At 67.9% G+C, this 14,279-nt stretch carries 14 protein-coding genes; 5 read left to right on the top strand and 9 right to left on the bottom strand.

The window, feature by feature from the left end; translation table 11 throughout:
- Positions 1–249: 249 nt before the first annotated feature.
- The 6 genes from EJI01_RS10675 to EJI01_RS10700 form a co-directional block, all read right to left on the bottom strand.
- Positions 250–1,380, bottom strand: coding sequence for a sensor histidine kinase (locus tag EJI01_RS10675; protein ID WP_126837297.1), 1,131 nt, complete (start codon positions 1,378–1,380; stop codon positions 250–252).
- A 138-nt stretch (positions 1,381–1,518) separates the two neighbouring features.
- Entirely contained in the window at positions 1,519–1,899 is a 381-nt protein-coding gene (locus EJI01_RS10680) for a response regulator (RefSeq protein WP_126837087.1), read from the bottom strand.
- A gap of 155 nt (positions 1,900–2,054) precedes the next feature.
- Entirely contained in the window at positions 2,055–2,684 is a 630-nt protein-coding gene (locus EJI01_RS10685; protein ID WP_312846051.1) for a DUF2894 domain-containing protein, read from the bottom strand.
- Positions 2,677–3,324, bottom strand: a complete 648-nt coding sequence (locus tag EJI01_RS10690; RefSeq protein WP_126837089.1) for an OmpA family protein — start codon at positions 3,322–3,324, stop codon at positions 2,677–2,679. The genes EJI01_RS10685 and EJI01_RS10690 overlap by 8 nt, the downstream gene beginning before the upstream one ends.
- Positions 3,324–5,129 carry an apolipoprotein A1/A4/E domain-containing protein gene (locus EJI01_RS10695; RefSeq protein ID WP_126837090.1) on the bottom strand — a complete coding sequence of 602 codons (1,806 nt, stop codon included), beginning with the start codon at positions 5,127–5,129 and terminating at the stop codon, positions 3,324–3,326. The genes EJI01_RS10690 and EJI01_RS10695 overlap by 1 nt, the downstream gene beginning before the upstream one ends.
- Positions 5,126–5,785 carry a DUF3348 domain-containing protein gene (locus tag EJI01_RS10700; RefSeq protein WP_126837091.1) on the bottom strand — a complete coding sequence of 220 codons (660 nt, stop codon included), beginning with the start codon at positions 5,783–5,785 and terminating at the stop codon, positions 5,126–5,128. The genes EJI01_RS10695 and EJI01_RS10700 overlap by 4 nt, the downstream gene beginning before the upstream one ends.
- Before the next feature lie 185 nt (positions 5,786–5,970).
- Between EJI01_RS10700 and EJI01_RS10705 the strand changes: the two genes are divergently transcribed.
- From EJI01_RS10705 to EJI01_RS10725, 5 genes are all read left to right on the top strand, one after another.
- Complete coding sequence (locus tag EJI01_RS10705; protein ID WP_126837092.1) at positions 5,971–6,180, top strand: hypothetical protein; 210 nt, start codon at positions 5,971–5,973, stop codon at positions 6,178–6,180.
- A gap of 37 nt (positions 6,181–6,217) precedes the next feature.
- Complete coding sequence (locus EJI01_RS10710; protein WP_126837093.1) at positions 6,218–6,406, top strand: aminoglycoside phosphotransferase; 189 nt, start codon at positions 6,218–6,220, stop codon at positions 6,404–6,406.
- Positions 6,407–6,462: 56 nt separating this feature from the next.
- The gene (locus EJI01_RS10715; RefSeq protein ID WP_126837094.1) at positions 6,463–7,215 is read left to right on the top strand and encodes an alpha/beta fold hydrolase; all 753 of its coding nucleotides are present in this window, start codon (positions 6,463–6,465) and stop codon (positions 7,213–7,215) included.
- A gap of 116 nt (positions 7,216–7,331) precedes the next feature.
- Complete coding sequence (locus EJI01_RS10720; protein WP_126837095.1) at positions 7,332–8,834, top strand: ATPase domain-containing protein; 1,503 nt, start codon at positions 7,332–7,334, stop codon at positions 8,832–8,834.
- Positions 8,831–10,369, top strand: coding sequence for an ATP-binding protein (locus EJI01_RS10725; protein ID WP_260602406.1), 1,539 nt, complete (start codon positions 8,831–8,833; stop codon positions 10,367–10,369). Before EJI01_RS10720 ends, EJI01_RS10725 begins: the two co-directional genes overlap by 4 nt.
- A 6-nt stretch (positions 10,370–10,375) precedes the next feature.
- Here the strand turns inward: EJI01_RS10725 and EJI01_RS10730 are convergent, their stop codons facing one another.
- The 3 genes from EJI01_RS10730 to EJI01_RS10740 are packed head-to-tail and all read right to left on the bottom strand — an operon-like array spanning position 10,376 to position 14,146.
- A complete protein-coding gene (locus EJI01_RS10730) occupies positions 10,376–11,236 on the bottom strand; it encodes a hypothetical protein (protein ID WP_126837096.1) in 861 nt (286 codons plus the stop codon).
- A 12-nt stretch (positions 11,237–11,248) separates the two neighbouring features.
- A complete protein-coding gene (locus EJI01_RS10735) occupies positions 11,249–12,904 on the bottom strand; it encodes an amidohydrolase family protein (RefSeq protein ID WP_126837097.1) in 1,656 nt (551 codons plus the stop codon).
- Positions 12,905–12,907: 3 nt separating this feature from the next.
- Positions 12,908–14,146: a hypothetical protein gene (locus EJI01_RS10740; RefSeq protein WP_126837098.1), complete on the bottom strand. Its 1,239-nt coding sequence runs from the start codon at positions 14,144–14,146 to the stop codon at positions 12,908–12,910.
- Positions 14,147–14,279: the final 133 nt, after the last annotated feature.

The following is a 14,279-nucleotide window of genomic DNA, read 5'->3' on the forward strand; positions in this document are numbered from 1 at the left end:
GGGTCACCGGCACCCAGTAGTTGACCTGCGCCATTGCGAGCGTGGACGATATCTTTGACTTCGCTGATCGCCTCAAGGCTTGTGTCAACGCGTACCTGAAGCCGACTTCGGTCAAGGAATCTGCTGAACCGGTTGTTGGTTGAAAAGCTCTCGACTCGAGGTGAGAGGTCATCCAGAACGCCGCGGCGCCCGTTCTGGCTTCGCGGAGGCAGTTCAGCCATGACAAGGAGACGCCGCGCCGCACGGCGTTCATCCCGGTTGCAGCAGGCAGCGCGGAAGGCGAATGCTGAAAACGCATCCGGTGCCAGGCACGTCTCGAACAGTCAGCGTGCCGGAGTCGGCTTCAACGCTCTGCCGGGCGATGCAAAGACCAAGACCCAGGCCTGACTTGTCATTGCTGCCTTGATGGAAGGGGATGAACATCTTGGCGACACTTTCGGGCGACAGCCCGCCGCAGTGGTCCTCGACTTCGATGAGGACGTGCTCTCCCACTCCGCGCGCCGTCAACATGACCCTTGTATGGGCGCGAGTGAACTTGAACGCGTTCTGCAGGAGGTTGGTCAACGCAGCGAGCAAGAGTTCGCGGTTCGCGCTGACGCCCAGAAGCGGGTCTACCGGTGCGACCTCGAAGACGCAACCTGCAGCGCTTGCATTGAGTCGGGCCGCGTTTTCGGCATCCATCATCAACGAGGCGACGGAGAATGCATGGCGTTGCTTCGGTGCGCCGCTGCGTACCTCGGCGAGCGACCGACTGATCAGGTTTCCAAGCGATGAAAGGCTGCGCTTCAAAACGGCTCCAGTGGCGCCGCTCACCGTCATGTTGCCCAACTCAAGGGCTCGGACCGCGAGAATTGCAGTACCCAAGGAGTTGCGCAACTCATGAACCAGGAAGCCGAAACGCTCGTGCGCGTCGGCGTCCTGCTGCCGGGCAATCTGCGTGTCGCGTTGAAGACTGAACTCCGTGACAGCGTCGGCGATGGCATTGTCCAGACACCGATTCAGGGTGCGGAACTCCCCGATGGCGAATGGCGCGTCTCTCTCGAATGCCAAATCAGTGATTGCCTGGCAGACGTCCCCGTAGTCGTGAACGACCTGGTCGACAGAATAGCCGAGCTTCAGCAGTTCTCTTCCATGCGCAGCGGCGCTCAAGCCTATTTCAGACAAAGCCAGCGAATCCCCGCCCGAGGCCCCCGAGATCCTGATGCCTTCCTCAGCTTCGTCGGCCTGTTCCGCTGCAAGTGTTCTTGTGAGTTGATCAAGAAACAATGGAACGCCATTTGCAAGCTGTTGTTCGGTTGCGGCTCGTCTGGGTCTTTGCGCAACCTTTGTCTTGCAGCGTGCGATCAGCTCATCGCGGTTGTTGATCAAGAATCTGTGCATCATGGAACGCCTCGCGAGCTTCTAACGTGCTTCATCTCGACGAACGCCGAGCTCTCGCTCTTCTCTTCTACGACTTCGAGCGCCATGAGTCCGTGCGCTAACGCACATAGAAGTTCCAGCTCGCGCAGTCCAGGCGCGTCACATGGGGGTTTCTTTCGGCGCGTTGCAGAAGTCGAAAAACCCGTCCAGTTCCGTGGATTTGTCGAAGACGGCGTCCGCACCCAGCGCCATGCATCGCGCACGGATGTCGGCCGTGCAGTAGTTCGTGAGGATGACCACGCGTTGGTGCGGCTGTCGGTGGTCGCACCCTTTCAGAACACCGAGCCCCGACCCATCCTTGAGAAAGAGGTCGACCACCGCCAAATCCCAGGAGCCGTCATGGCCGTCGAGCCACTCGCTCGCGTCGTGCTCGCCTTCGGCAAACCCGACAACCCGGCAGTTGGCAAGATCCTTCAGCGTAGGAATCAAGTTTTCCCTGATGGTCGCATTGTCCTCAACGAGATAAGTGATGGCTGCCATGGGTGCCCACATTGGAGAGAAGGGAGCCTAAGGCGCCGGACTCACGCAAGAGGGTGGGCATGCCGCCCGACTCCGTGTGGGACCGACACCTGCCATCCACCAAAAGGATGTATGGCCGGGCGCTCAGTCCGGCGTCAGGTTGCGATGCGCCGGCATCACCCGGATTTGCGCCGAGCGCTCTTCCTGTGGCCCTCGGCGCGCGGGCTGTCCGTACCCGCCGAGGCACCGCCGCCATTCGCCTGGTCGACCCACAACAAGGTGTCGACGTACGACATGAAGCGGTGGAGGTACTCCGGCGACAGCTCGCGCATCACGGTGAGCGATCGATGCACGAGGCGGTGCGAGTTGAGAGGGCCGGCGTTCTCCGGCACCAACGCTTGCGACTGCGTCAGCCGTCGATCGGCGCTGAGCCTCGACCAGGTGCTTCTGAAATAGTCGAGCGTCTTCGAGTCGAGCGCCGTGCCGTCCCCGCGCGATGACGACGCATGCCGGGCGACATGATCGACGAGCGCCGCGAGCGCGCCGCGCTGGGCCTGGCCCGGCTGCGCCGCAGCGTCGCCGTCCGCGCATCGAGCGCTTTCGAGATCCTCTCCGTAAGCCGCGAGCAGCTTGTGCACCTTGTCGTCCAGGACGCGTCGCGCCTCGCCGCTGTGGGCTTCCGCGCGTCCGGCCAGCACCTCGATGAAACGAAAGCGGACCGGATCGAAGCGATGGTCGCCGCGCTCGCGCCATGCATCGATCATGGCGCCGGCCGCGCGTACGCCTTTCCCTTCGCTGCTACCCACGGGGCTTCGTGCTTGCATTGGAGGGCCTCGGCGTGGGCGCCATCTCCACGCGCCGGTTCCTGGCGCGTCCGTCCGCCTCGGCATTCGATGCCACCGCCTGCTCGGACCCGAAGGCCGCGGCAAAGACCGAGGCCGACGGGATGCCTTCCTCGATCAAGGCGCGGGTCACGGTCAAGGCCCGCTGAGCCGACAGCTCCCAGTTGTCGGCGAACTGGCGGTTGCCGCCGCGCACCTGCCGGTCGTCGGTGAAGCCGCTCACCATCAGGATCTCGTCGCGGGCCTGGAGGTAGGCGGCCAGCGGTGCGCTCAGGCTCTTCAGCAGTTGCCGGCCCTCGGGCTCCAGTTCGGCGGAGTTGAGGGCGAACAGCACGCTGCCGCTGATGCCGATGCGCCCGTCGTTCAGCGTCACCCGGCCCGCCGCCAACGGGCCCGCCAGGGCTTGCTCGAGGGCCTGCAGCCGCTGCGCCGCCGCTTGCCGCTGCTTGACTTCGGCTTCCAGCTTCGTCGTGAGGTCCAGCTGCATGCCGACCACGCACACCAGGATCAGCACGAAGGCGCCCAGCAGCCCCGACATCAGATCGCCGAAGATGGCCCACACCGGCACCGTCGGCTCCAGGCCGGCGTCGACGTCCTCGCTCATCACGCTTCGCTGCCCACGGGCGCGCGGCTACTCGCGAGCTGCTGCAGATCCTCGACGATCTGCTTCTGCGACAGGATGCTGAGGTCGATGACTTCCCGGGCCTGCGCCACGTAGTAGTCCAGCTGCTCGTCGCTGCGCGCGATGGACTTGCCGAGCGCGCTTTCGATGCGCTGCAGATGGGCCACCAGCTTGTCGTTCGATTGGCTGAACAGCTGCACGGCGAAGCCGAATGCCTCGCCCAGGCTCGCCACCTCGACGGCGCTGCCGGTGATCTGCGCGGCGACGCCGGCCATCTTCTCGGTTTGCGCTTCGACCTTGTCCGTGAAGCGGGTGCCGACACGGTCCAGCACGTCGGCCGACGCGGCGACCAGTGCGTCGATCGCCGAGCGCTGTTCGGTGGAGGCATGGTTCACGCCGTCGAGCAGGGTCTGCAGCGTTTCCAGGATGCGGCTGCGTTCCTCCAGCATCGCGTTGTCGCGCACCATGCTGTCGGACAACTTCTGGCGCAGCTCGGCAATCACCTCGGCCGCGGCGCGCGGGGCTTCCGACGCGGCTTGCACGAGCTGGGCGATCTCGGCGATGGTGCTGCGCGCGTGCGCTTCGGTCTGGGCCGACAGCTCGCGCGCGGTCTCGGCCAACGTCTTGCAGATCTCCTGCTGCTGGCTCTCGCTGCGGGCACCCGCCTGCTGCCATTCCTGCTGCAGCGACGAGGCCATCGCCTCGAGCGCATCGGTCCAGGCCGCCAGTCGCTGCTGGTCTTGCGATGCCATCTTCGCCTGCAGCTCCGCCTGCGCCTGGCCGACCGTGCCGAGCAGCGAGGCCGAATGCTGCTCGAAGCGGGTCGACAGCCCTTCCAGCTGCCGCTGCACGCCGTGCTCGATGGTCTCGTGCATTGCGGCCGCCTCGCGCGCGATCCCGGCCATGGTCGCTTCGACGACCGGCTGGATCGCCGCGCCGGCCACGCGGGCGCTTTCGGTCAGGCTTTGCTTCAAGGAACGGTCGACGGAAGAGGCCAAGCCTGCATATGCGGCCTCGGCCTTGCTATGGAAGCCGTCCTGGCTGGCGAGCAGGCGTTCGTTCAAGGCCTGGCTCTGCCGTTCCATCGTCGCCATCATGGCCTGCAGCCGGTCGACCAGCTCGGGCATCGCATCGCCCTGGCGCTGCAGCAGCTTGAAGGACTCCTCGCGCTGATGGGCCAACGAGAAGACGCGCAAGGTGCTCGCGATCTTCGTGTCGAGCAGCTGTGCAGCCTGCAGCCTGTCGCGCCGGCACAAGGCGGAGACCAGGCCCAGCATCGCGGAGGCGGCCACGCCTGCGACCGAGGTGCCGAAGGCCAGCCCCAGGCCCTTGACCGGGGCGGCCAGCGAGGCGCGGATGGCCTGCAGGTCCGCCGCGCTCTCCAGGGCGATCCCGGTGCCGTTGAGCGTGACCACCATGCCGAGGAAGGTGCCCAGCATCCCCAGCAGCACCAGCAGCCCGGCCAGGTACGGCGTCAGGGCCGGGCCGGGCAGGCCGACGCGCTCGCCCTCGATGCGCAGGCGCACCGCGTTGCGCAAGGAAGGATGCAGCTGGTCGAGCCAGTGGCCCAGGCTCGCCGGCGGGCCGGGCATGTCCGCCAAGGATTGCGCGAGGGTGGCCGTGGCCTGGCGGAAGCGGTGCAGCTCCAGCGCGCCCATCAGGTAGAAGGCGCCGATGAGCAGTGTGATCGCCAGTGCCAGCGGGTTCGAGCCGATGTACCCGACGCCGACCCAGCACACGGCGGCCAGGCCGACAAAGAAAACAGCGTGATGAAAATATCTGGTCATGACCTTTTGCGAAGGGCTTCGAGCAGCCCCTCGACCGGTTGAAATCGAATATCCAGCTCGGCGAGCAAGACGCCTTGCATGTTCTTGCCGAACGCGTCCAGCCACCCTTCGGGCTGAGCCTCGCTGTCAGCCTGGCGCACGCGCTCGAAATGCTTTTCGAGCAGTGCGGGCACGGTCGACAGCACGCGGTGCTCGTGCGCAGCCAGCGCCTGCTCCATCACGGCATCCATCGCAGCAAGCCGGGCCATGTCGGGCGACCTGGCCGCCAGCTTCGCGCGCAGACGAGCGCGCAAGGGTTCGACAGCCGCCTCCATGGCCTGCTGCCTGGCGTGGTAGCGCCGGCGGTAGGCCGCGAAGTCGGCCCCGATCGTGCTCTCTGCGGCGATGGCATTCGCCAATGCGGCTCGCACGCGGGCGCATTCGCGTTCTTCGGCATCGCTTCCGGAAGCTGCTGCGCCGGATGGCGCAGTCGCCGGGCCGCTCTGCAACGCCGCGGCCAGCGAGATGGCGTCGGTCCAACGCAGCCATTCACTCAATCGATCCGCGAAGCCTTGTTTGGATTCGGGAACGTCGGTGTCGGTCAGTTGAGCGAGCAAGCGAATGAGCGCCGAGCCGCTGACACCTTTGCGACCTGTGCGCCGTGACACTTGCACCATACCGCCAGAGGGAAAAAGCCCAGCAGTCTACACCGACCGCCCAGCCCGGGAACCGGCGCAGGCAAGGCCTGTCGTCGCGCGACCGCGCGCGAGCCTTTGCGCCTCAGGACTCTGCGTTGCCGTCTGACAGCAGGCGGCAGGGTCATGGTTCTAGCCTGGAGCTTTCGATGCAGAAACGAGATGCCATGAACGCCCACAATCCACGAGCGAACGACCGGGACAACAAGCGCGCTTTCCGATGGGCGGCGATCGTTGCGGCCCTTCTGATCGTGGGTGCGCTGGTGTTCAATGTGTTCTGGTACAAGAAGCCGCCGGCGAATGTCGACGACTCGCCTGCCGCAGGCGCGCCCGCACAGACGCCGCGGCCCGCACCCGAAAAGCCGCCGGGTTCCTAGCCCGAGCCGGCTTTCGAGACCACGACAGGAGCCCACGATGCCCGAAGACTCGACTATTCCCGTTCCACCCGGCCTGTCGTCCCCGCGAGCGGTTTATCAGGCGCTCGCCCAGCGCCTCGGTGTGCTGGCACCGGGCGAGACGCTGTCGGACGAACTCATGGCTTTTGCGGACGAGGTTGCGCGCATGGCCGCGGAAGGCCGCGACAGCGGCCGAGGCGCTGAATGATCCGATTCGGCGTCGGGTAACCTCCCTCCATCGAAGATCCGATGGAGGCGGCGGACATGTACATCGAACAAGGCGGCGAAGGCCCCGACCTGCTCCTCATGCTGCATGGGATGGGCGCGACCGGCGCCGTGTGGTCGCCGATGTGCACGCAGGCCGACGCCCGCTGGGCCGGCCGCTGGATCGCGATGGACCTTCCCGGCCACGGCCAATCCGATCGGCAGGGCAGCTATGCCATCGGCCAGTACGCCGCAAGCGTCGCGCGCGCCGTGCTGCCCCATGTCGATCCCGCAGGCCGGCTCGTGGTGCTCGGCCACTCGCTCGGCGGCGTGATCGGTCTCGCCCTGGCCTCGGGCTGGTTCGGTGTCACGCCGCACCGGGTTTTCGGGGCCGGCATCAAGGTCGCGTGGAATGACGATGAGCTGCGCCGCATGGAGACGCTCGCAGCCCAGCCCGCCAAGCGCTTCGCCACGGAGGACGAGGCCCGGGAGCGGTACCTGAAGGTCTCCGGCCTGGCCGGCATCGCCGGCGCAACGCCGGCCGTCGCCCTGCGCGGCATCCGGCGCGGCGCCGACGGCTGGTGTCTCGCGATGGATCCGCGGGCCCATGGCGTCGGCAGGCCGCCCATGTCCGAGCTGGTGGCCTTGGCCCGCTGCCCCATTCATCTCGGCCGCGGGGGCGATGACGCGATGATGACGATGGAACAGCTCCGCGCGCTCGACCCCGATGCCTCGGACCTCGGGCCGCATGGTCACAACGTGATGGTCGAGGCGCCGGCGCGGGTTTGGGACTGGGTCGCCTCGTTCGAGTGAGGGCGGCCGGTGCTTTCCTTTCGCTCCACTGCACCGGGGTCCCGTCCTGCATCCTGCCTCCGCGCGAGCAGGTAAATTGACAGGTTGACGATCGATATCACGCTGTTGGAGTGGGTATGAGTTCAACGATCTCGCCGGATGAAGGCGACCGGAGGGAAACGGTGCTGCAGGTGGGCGTGCCCGGCCTCGACGACGTGCTGGGCGGCGGCCTTACGGCCAACCGGCTGTACCTGCTGGAGGGCGCGCCCGGCGCGGGCAAGACCACGGTGGCGATGCAGTTCCTGCGCGAAGGCGCCGCGCGGGGCGAGCCGGTGCTGTACGTCACGCTTTCCGAGACGGCGGAAGAGCTGCGGGGCGTCGCCCGCTCGCACGGCTGGGACCTGAAGGGCATCGAAGTGCGCGAGATGCTGCCCTCGCACGATGCGCTGGAGCCGGACGAGCAGTACACGATGTTCCATCCTTCGGAGGTCGAGCTCAGCGAGACCACGCTGAAGATCCTGGCGGATGTCGACGTGATCCGGCCGACGCGCGTGGTGTTCGATTCGCTGTCGGAGCTGCGTCTCCTGGCCGGGGCTTCGCTGCGCTACCGGCGCCAGATCCTGGCGCTCAAGCAGTTCTTCGCCGGCCGCCAGTGCACGGTGCTGCTGCTCGACGACATGACTGCGATGGAGCACGACCTGCAGGTCCAGAGCATCGCCCATGCGGTGCTTCGGCTGGAGCAGATCAATTCCGACTACGGTTCGTCGCGGCGCCGGCTCATCGTCACCAAGTACCGCGGCAAGGAGTTTCGCGGCGGCTATCACGACTACAAGATCGTGCGCGGCGGGCTGCAGGTGTTCCCGCGGCTGGTGGCGGCGGAACATACGCCGCCGCTCACCCAGACGCGCATGGCCAGCGGCCTGCCGGCGCTCGACGCGCTGCTGGGCGGCGGCATCGAAAGGGGCACCAGCACGCTGTTCGTGGGCGCGCCGGGCACCGGCAAGTCGAGCGTGGCGGTGCAGTTCGCGCTCGCAGCGGCCCAGCGCGGCGAGTGCGCGGCGCTCTTCATCTTCGACGAGAGCGCCAACACCTTGCGCACCCGCTGCGAGGGCATGGGCATGGACCTGACGCCGCATCTCGAATCGGGACACATCCGGGTGCGCCAGGTCGACCCTGCGGAGCTGTCGCCGGGCGAGTTCGTCAACTCCATCCGGGTGGCCGTCACCGAGCACAACGCCAGGGTGGTCGTCATCGACAGCCTCAACGGCTACCTCAACGCCATGCCCGACGAGCGCTTCCTCATCGTGCAACTGCACGAGCTGCTCACCTACCTCGGCCAGGCCGGTGTTGCCACGCTGCTGATCGGCGCGCAGCACGGGCTGATCGGCATGCAGATGCAGACGCCGGTCGATGCGAGCTACCTGGCCGATTCGGTGGTGCTGCTGCGCTACTTCGAGGACGGCGGCGAGGTGCGGCAGGCAATCTCGGTGCTCAAGAAGCGCGGCGGCGCGCACGAGCGGAGCATCCGCGCCTTCACCATGAACGACACGGGGGTTCACGTCGGCGCACCGTTGCGCAACTTCCGAGGCATCCTCACCGGGCTGCCCGTGCCTATCGAAGGGCTTCAGTCGTCGTCGTGAGCGCACAAGCGTCGTCGAATCTCGACTACCGCATCCTGTTGCGGACCGCGACCTCCAAGGACGCCCTGATGGCGAGCGCAGTGCTGGAGCGCACGCAGCTCGTGTCGCATATCTGCGCCGGCATGCCCGAACTGCTGGCCGAGTTTGCGCGCGGTGCCGGGGCCATCCTGCTGGCGGAAGAGGTGATCTCCGGCTCGGCCCTTGCCGAGCTGAACCGCGCGCTGGCTGCGCAGCCGCCCTGGTCGGATGTGCCGCTGCTCGTGCTGGCGCGGCAAGGCGCGGACTCGCGCGCCATCGGCCACGTGATGGACGAGTTCGCCAATGTCACCGTGATCGAGCGGCCGGTGCGGGTCGCCTCGCTGGTGAGCGCGGTGCGCAGCGCGTTGCGTGCGCGCCGCCGGCAGTACGAGCTGCGAAACGTGCTCGACGGGCTGCGCGAGTCCGACCAGCGCAAGACCGAGTTCCTCGCTACGCTGGCCCACGAGCTGCGCAACCCGCTGGCGCCCCTGAGCACCGCCCTGTCGCTGTTGGCGCGCAAGAAGCCGGAGGCGGCGGAGGCCGAGAGGTACTACGAGCTGATGCGCCGGCAGGTCGAGCACATGGTGCGCCTCGTCAACGACCTGATGGAGGTTTCGCGCATCACGCGCGGCAAGATCGACCTGCACTGGAGCTCGGTGCTGCTCGACGGCGTGATCAACGACGCGGTGGAACTGAGCCGTCCGCTGGTCGAGGGCGCCGGGCACTCGCTCGCGGTCGAGCTCGTCGATTGCGGCCTGGTCGTGCGCGGCGACAGCGTGAGGCTGACGCAGGTCTTCTCCAATCTCCTGAACAACGCCGCCAAGTACACGCCGACCGGTGGAAAGGTGAAGCTCGCGGTGCGCCGGGACAACCGGCAGGCCGTGGTCGAGGTGAGCGACACCGGCGCCGGCATCGCGCCTGACATGCTGAAGTCCATCTTCGAGATGTTCGTGCAGGTGAGCGGAACCTCCAAGGCGGCGCAGGGCGGGCTCGGCATCGGCCTGACGCTCGTCAAGAGCCTGGTCGAGCTGCACGGCGGCAGCGTCGAGGCCCGGAGCGAAGGCCTCGGCCGCGGCGCCACTTTCACTGTGCGGCTCCCGCTGGCACGAAACGCCCGCATGCCCGACCGGCACCTGCCGGCGCCGCAGGACGCGTGGATGCCTTCCATCGAGCAGACCATCCTGGTGGTCGACGACAACCGCGACGCGGCCGACAGCCTGGCCGAGCTGCTGGGCTCGATGGGCGCGACGGTGCTGACCGCCTACAGCGGCGAGGAGGCGCTGCGCCTGGCCGCGGAGCACGAGTTCGACACCGCCATCCTCGACATCGGCATGCCGGGCATGGACGGCTGCGACCTGGCGCGCTACCTGCGCGCGCGGCAGGACGCCACCGACCTCACCTTGATCGCGTTGACCGGCTGGGGCCAGCAAGGGGACAAAGACCGCATCGCGACGGCGGGCTTCGACCACCATCTGCTCAAGCCGCTGAATCTGGCCGAGCTGATGGCGGCGTTGTAGCGCGCTCTACCACGCGATCGGCGCTGCACCGAAGGATGCGAGCTTCGCGTTGACGGCGCTGAACGGATTGGGCCCGCCCATGAAGCCCGGCGCGACCGGGTGAGGCAAGGCGACGTCCGCTGCCCGCGTGTCCCAGGTTCCGGCCTGGATCGCGGCCAGCTTCACGCCTTCGCTCGCCAGCAGCTTCTGCGCCAGCTGGCCGAGGCAGAGGAAGACCACCTGGCCGCTGCCGCGCGTCGCCATCGAGCGCAGCACCTGGCCGACCACCGGCCGCCAGAACGGGAGGTGGCCCTTGAGCTGTTCCGGCGCGCCGCCCGATTTGTAGCGCGTGATGGTGAGTCCGGCGTTGAGGAAGAGCAGGCCCTGCGTCTGTTGCAGCCGGTCGAACAGCGCGCGCGGCGATTCGAGCCCGACGGCCGGCTTGGCGGCATGGCGCGCGAAGGAAGCCCAGCTCATCTTCAGCACCTCGTCGTCGAGCGTGCGCGCCGCGACCAGCATCCGCAGCAGCACGCGCAGGCTGTTGGCGACCGACGACGCGGGCACGTCCCAGCCGGCGATATCGCCCTGCTCGAAGGAGCGGCCGGTCGCGCGGGCCAGCGCCGGATACGGGTCCTGGCCGATCAGCACGCAGCGCACCTGCGACGGCTCGATGCCGTCGAAGGCGCGCAAGACATGGGCATCCGCGCGTGCGCCCGGCAGCGGCGTGCCGCGCCTGGCGGGGTAGATCGGCTGCAGTGCATCGAAGCTGAGCGTGCTGCCGACCGCGAGCGGGTTCGGGCTGGTGCCGGCCAGCAGCGTTCGCCAAGCGGGCGAGAGATCGTCGTGCCAGCCATTGGAGAAGTCGCTCAGGGCGTCGCGCAGGTTCATGGCTGCCGGCGGCTACGACCAGAGGTCGCGCAGCCCCTCCTTGATCATGGCCGGGACGTTCTTCTGCATGTCGAGCGCGTCCAGGTAGTCCGGATCGTCGACCACCGTCAGCCGGTCGATGGCCAGCGGCGCGACGGCGGCCGATAGCTTGGGCGGGGCGGCAGCGAACAGCGGCCGCATCATCGCGGCGCGCAGCGTGCGGCCGCCGGCCCCGCGCAGCGGCAGGTTGGGGCGCAGGTCGACGCCGGTGTCGAGGACCTCGTCGAGCGCAAGCCGCCAGGTGCTGCCGGACTTGCGCGCCAGTCCCGCTTCGGACATCAGCTTCGGGCGCTCGGCCTTGCGCGCGAGCGCGGGCAGGCTGCGCAGCGCGCCCTTGAGCGCCTCCCGCGCCGCGGAGAGCGACAGGTTCTGCACCAGCGTGTCGGCGGCCGGGTGCGCGAAATACAGCATCCTCCGCGCACCACCGACCTCCAGCGCTTCGCCGACGAAACCGAGCGCGCGCATCAGCGTCTCGGCGCCGAAGCGCGCGATGCCGTTGATCATGACCAGCGAGAGGTCGGACTCCTTGGCGCGGATGAGCTGCAGGTACGGATCGCCGCTCACGCCATCGATCAGCAGGAGGTCGGCGCGCTTGGCCGCAGCCAGCGAGCCCAGCGCGGAGTCCCACTCGAGCAGCCCGGCCGCGTTGCGCGTCACCATCGCGACCAGTTCGCGCGGCGTGAAGATGGCATGCGCCTCGCTCCACAGGTGCGCGACCTTCAGCTCGTTGAGCAGGTTCCTGCTGCCCGAAGGCGCCCAGTCGCAGCCGAGCGAGATCGGAACGCCGGCAGCCTTGGCCGCAGCGACGTCGGCGGTTCCGCCGTAGAGCAGCATGTTGCTGAAGGGCGACCACACCATGCTGCCGCCCTTGGCGGCGAGGATCTCGAAGTCCGGCGGCTTCAGCGCCGCGGCATGAATGCCGCACAGCGAGGGTGTGATCGCCCATTCGCCGGGCGCGAACTGCAGCGATTCGAAGGCTCGCCGCGCCGTCGGGTCGAGGCCTTCCGACAGGTGCAGCAGGTAGCAGGTCTTCTCCTTCTTCAGGCGCGCGAGGAAGGCTTGCGCATCGCGCGCCGCCACGTCGGGCACGCGCGTGGAGACGGCGGGCAGCGTCTCGTCGTCGGTGGCTTCGACGTTGCGGACCACGCCTTTGAAGTAGCGCCGGATGCCCGCCTGGTTGGCCAGCGTGATGCCCTGGCTCGTCGTGGTGCCGCCGATCAGGGCCTTGGCCTCGACGTAGCGGCAGATCGCCGCCAGCAGCTCCGGCGTCGCGGCGAGCGTCTGCATCGGCGCCGAGATCTTGCTGTGGTACTCGGCATGGCGGCTCCACTGCCCGCGGTTCGTGAACTTCTTCGGCACCTGCCACAGCGGCAGCACGTTGTACGGAAGGTGGTTGTGAAGGTCGATCAGGCCGGGGTAGATCGTGCCGCCGGTGTCCGTCACCGCCGTGTTGCCGAAGCCCGCGGGCGCAGGCGCCGCCGCATCCTGCACTGCGACGATGTCGCCGTTGTGCGTGTAGATGCGGCCGCGGGCGATCACCTTGAACGCGCCGTTCATCGTGACGATGCGCCCTTCGAGCGCGAGCCTCGGGCTGTCGGCCGGATCGAACGGCTTCTTGCGGGCGGCCATGGTTCAGCCGTCCCTGCCGACCGGCCTGATGTTGACGCCGCGCGAGCGGTCGAGCCGGCCGCGCGCCGCGCCGGCGGCGGCTGCAGCTCGCGGCGCCGAAGACGGACCGGCCGCCTGGGCCCAGTTCGCAATGCCGTTCTGCAGCTGCAGCGAGTAGTCGAGCGACAGCGCGTTCGCATCGAAGGGCGTCCCGGACTTGATGTTGCGGAAGTAGAGGCGCAGCGTTTGCACTGTGGCGTTCGCCGGTGGAATCGCCGCGCGGCCGGGCCGCGACAGATCGTTCTGGATCTGCGCCGTCGAATGGCAGGACAGGCAGGACGAGCGCGGGTTGTCCACGGGGCCGTTGAGCCGCTTCTCGAAGCCGAGGTGCTGCGGGATCTGCAGGCCCGCATTGATCTTGGTCTGCCGCAGCGCCTGCGTGGTGCGCACGCGCGTCGGGTCGTTGCCCCACATCAGGCCGACCGGCACCAGCCGGTCCCACGGCGTGGCGCCCGGCGCGTTGCCGTCGTAGACGAAGGTGCCGAAGACCCAGCCGGTGGTCGAGGCCGCGCGGCTTTCGCGCACGGCGATGTCGACCTGCAGCAGGCGCAGCGTGGGCCGCGGGCCGGCGTTGTTCGCGCGGTTGATGTCGGCCTGCCACTCCACGGACCCCGCCAGGTAGGGAACCTGGCTTACCGGCGCTTCGGTGAAGATCAGCTTGATGCTGACGCTGCCGACCGGGAATTTCGCGACGCTCGGGTTCGGCGCGTCCGGATCTTTCCAGACCTGGCCGAGGGTGTAGCCGCCGCGGGGGTTGTAGACGCTGACGGCCCAGTTCTCCCAGGTGCCCGTCTGGTTCGGATGGAGTTCGCCGGGTCGCGAGCTTCTCTCGCGCGTCAGCCCGCGGACGAACTCGCGGCCTGCCGCGCCGGCATGCATCCAGGGTGCGTGGTACCAGCCGCGGGTGCTGTTGTCCTGGACCACGAAGTCGACCTGCTTGTTGCCCTCGAGCGCGTAGTCGAGCACTGCCTCGATGTATTCGTTCGGCTGGGTGCGGAAGTCGAAGCTCATCCACGGACGCGGGCCGAGGGAAGGCAGCGTCTGCGGATAGTCCTGCTTCAGGCGAAAGACCGGGCCCGTCCAGCCTGCGGGCGGCGGGTCGTGGGCATCGGGGAACTGGGCTGCTGCCCTTGCGCAGAAGAAGCACGAAGCCGCGACGAGCACGGCCCCGGAGATGCGTGCGGCAAAACGGTCTTCGACCATGTGAATCGCCTCGTCAGGTTTGCGGGTTGAGCGCTTCGATCGAGCCGAAGCTGCTCGCCCATCTCAAACTCCCCGAGGCGCATCCTCGCGCGCAGCGCGCGGCTGCGCATCACACAAAGGGGATATGCCCGAA

The sequence above is a fragment of the Variovorax sp. MHTC-1 genome (assembly GCF_003984645.1).
In the GTDB taxonomy this organism is placed as follows: domain Bacteria; phylum Pseudomonadota; class Gammaproteobacteria; order Burkholderiales; family Burkholderiaceae_C; genus Variovorax.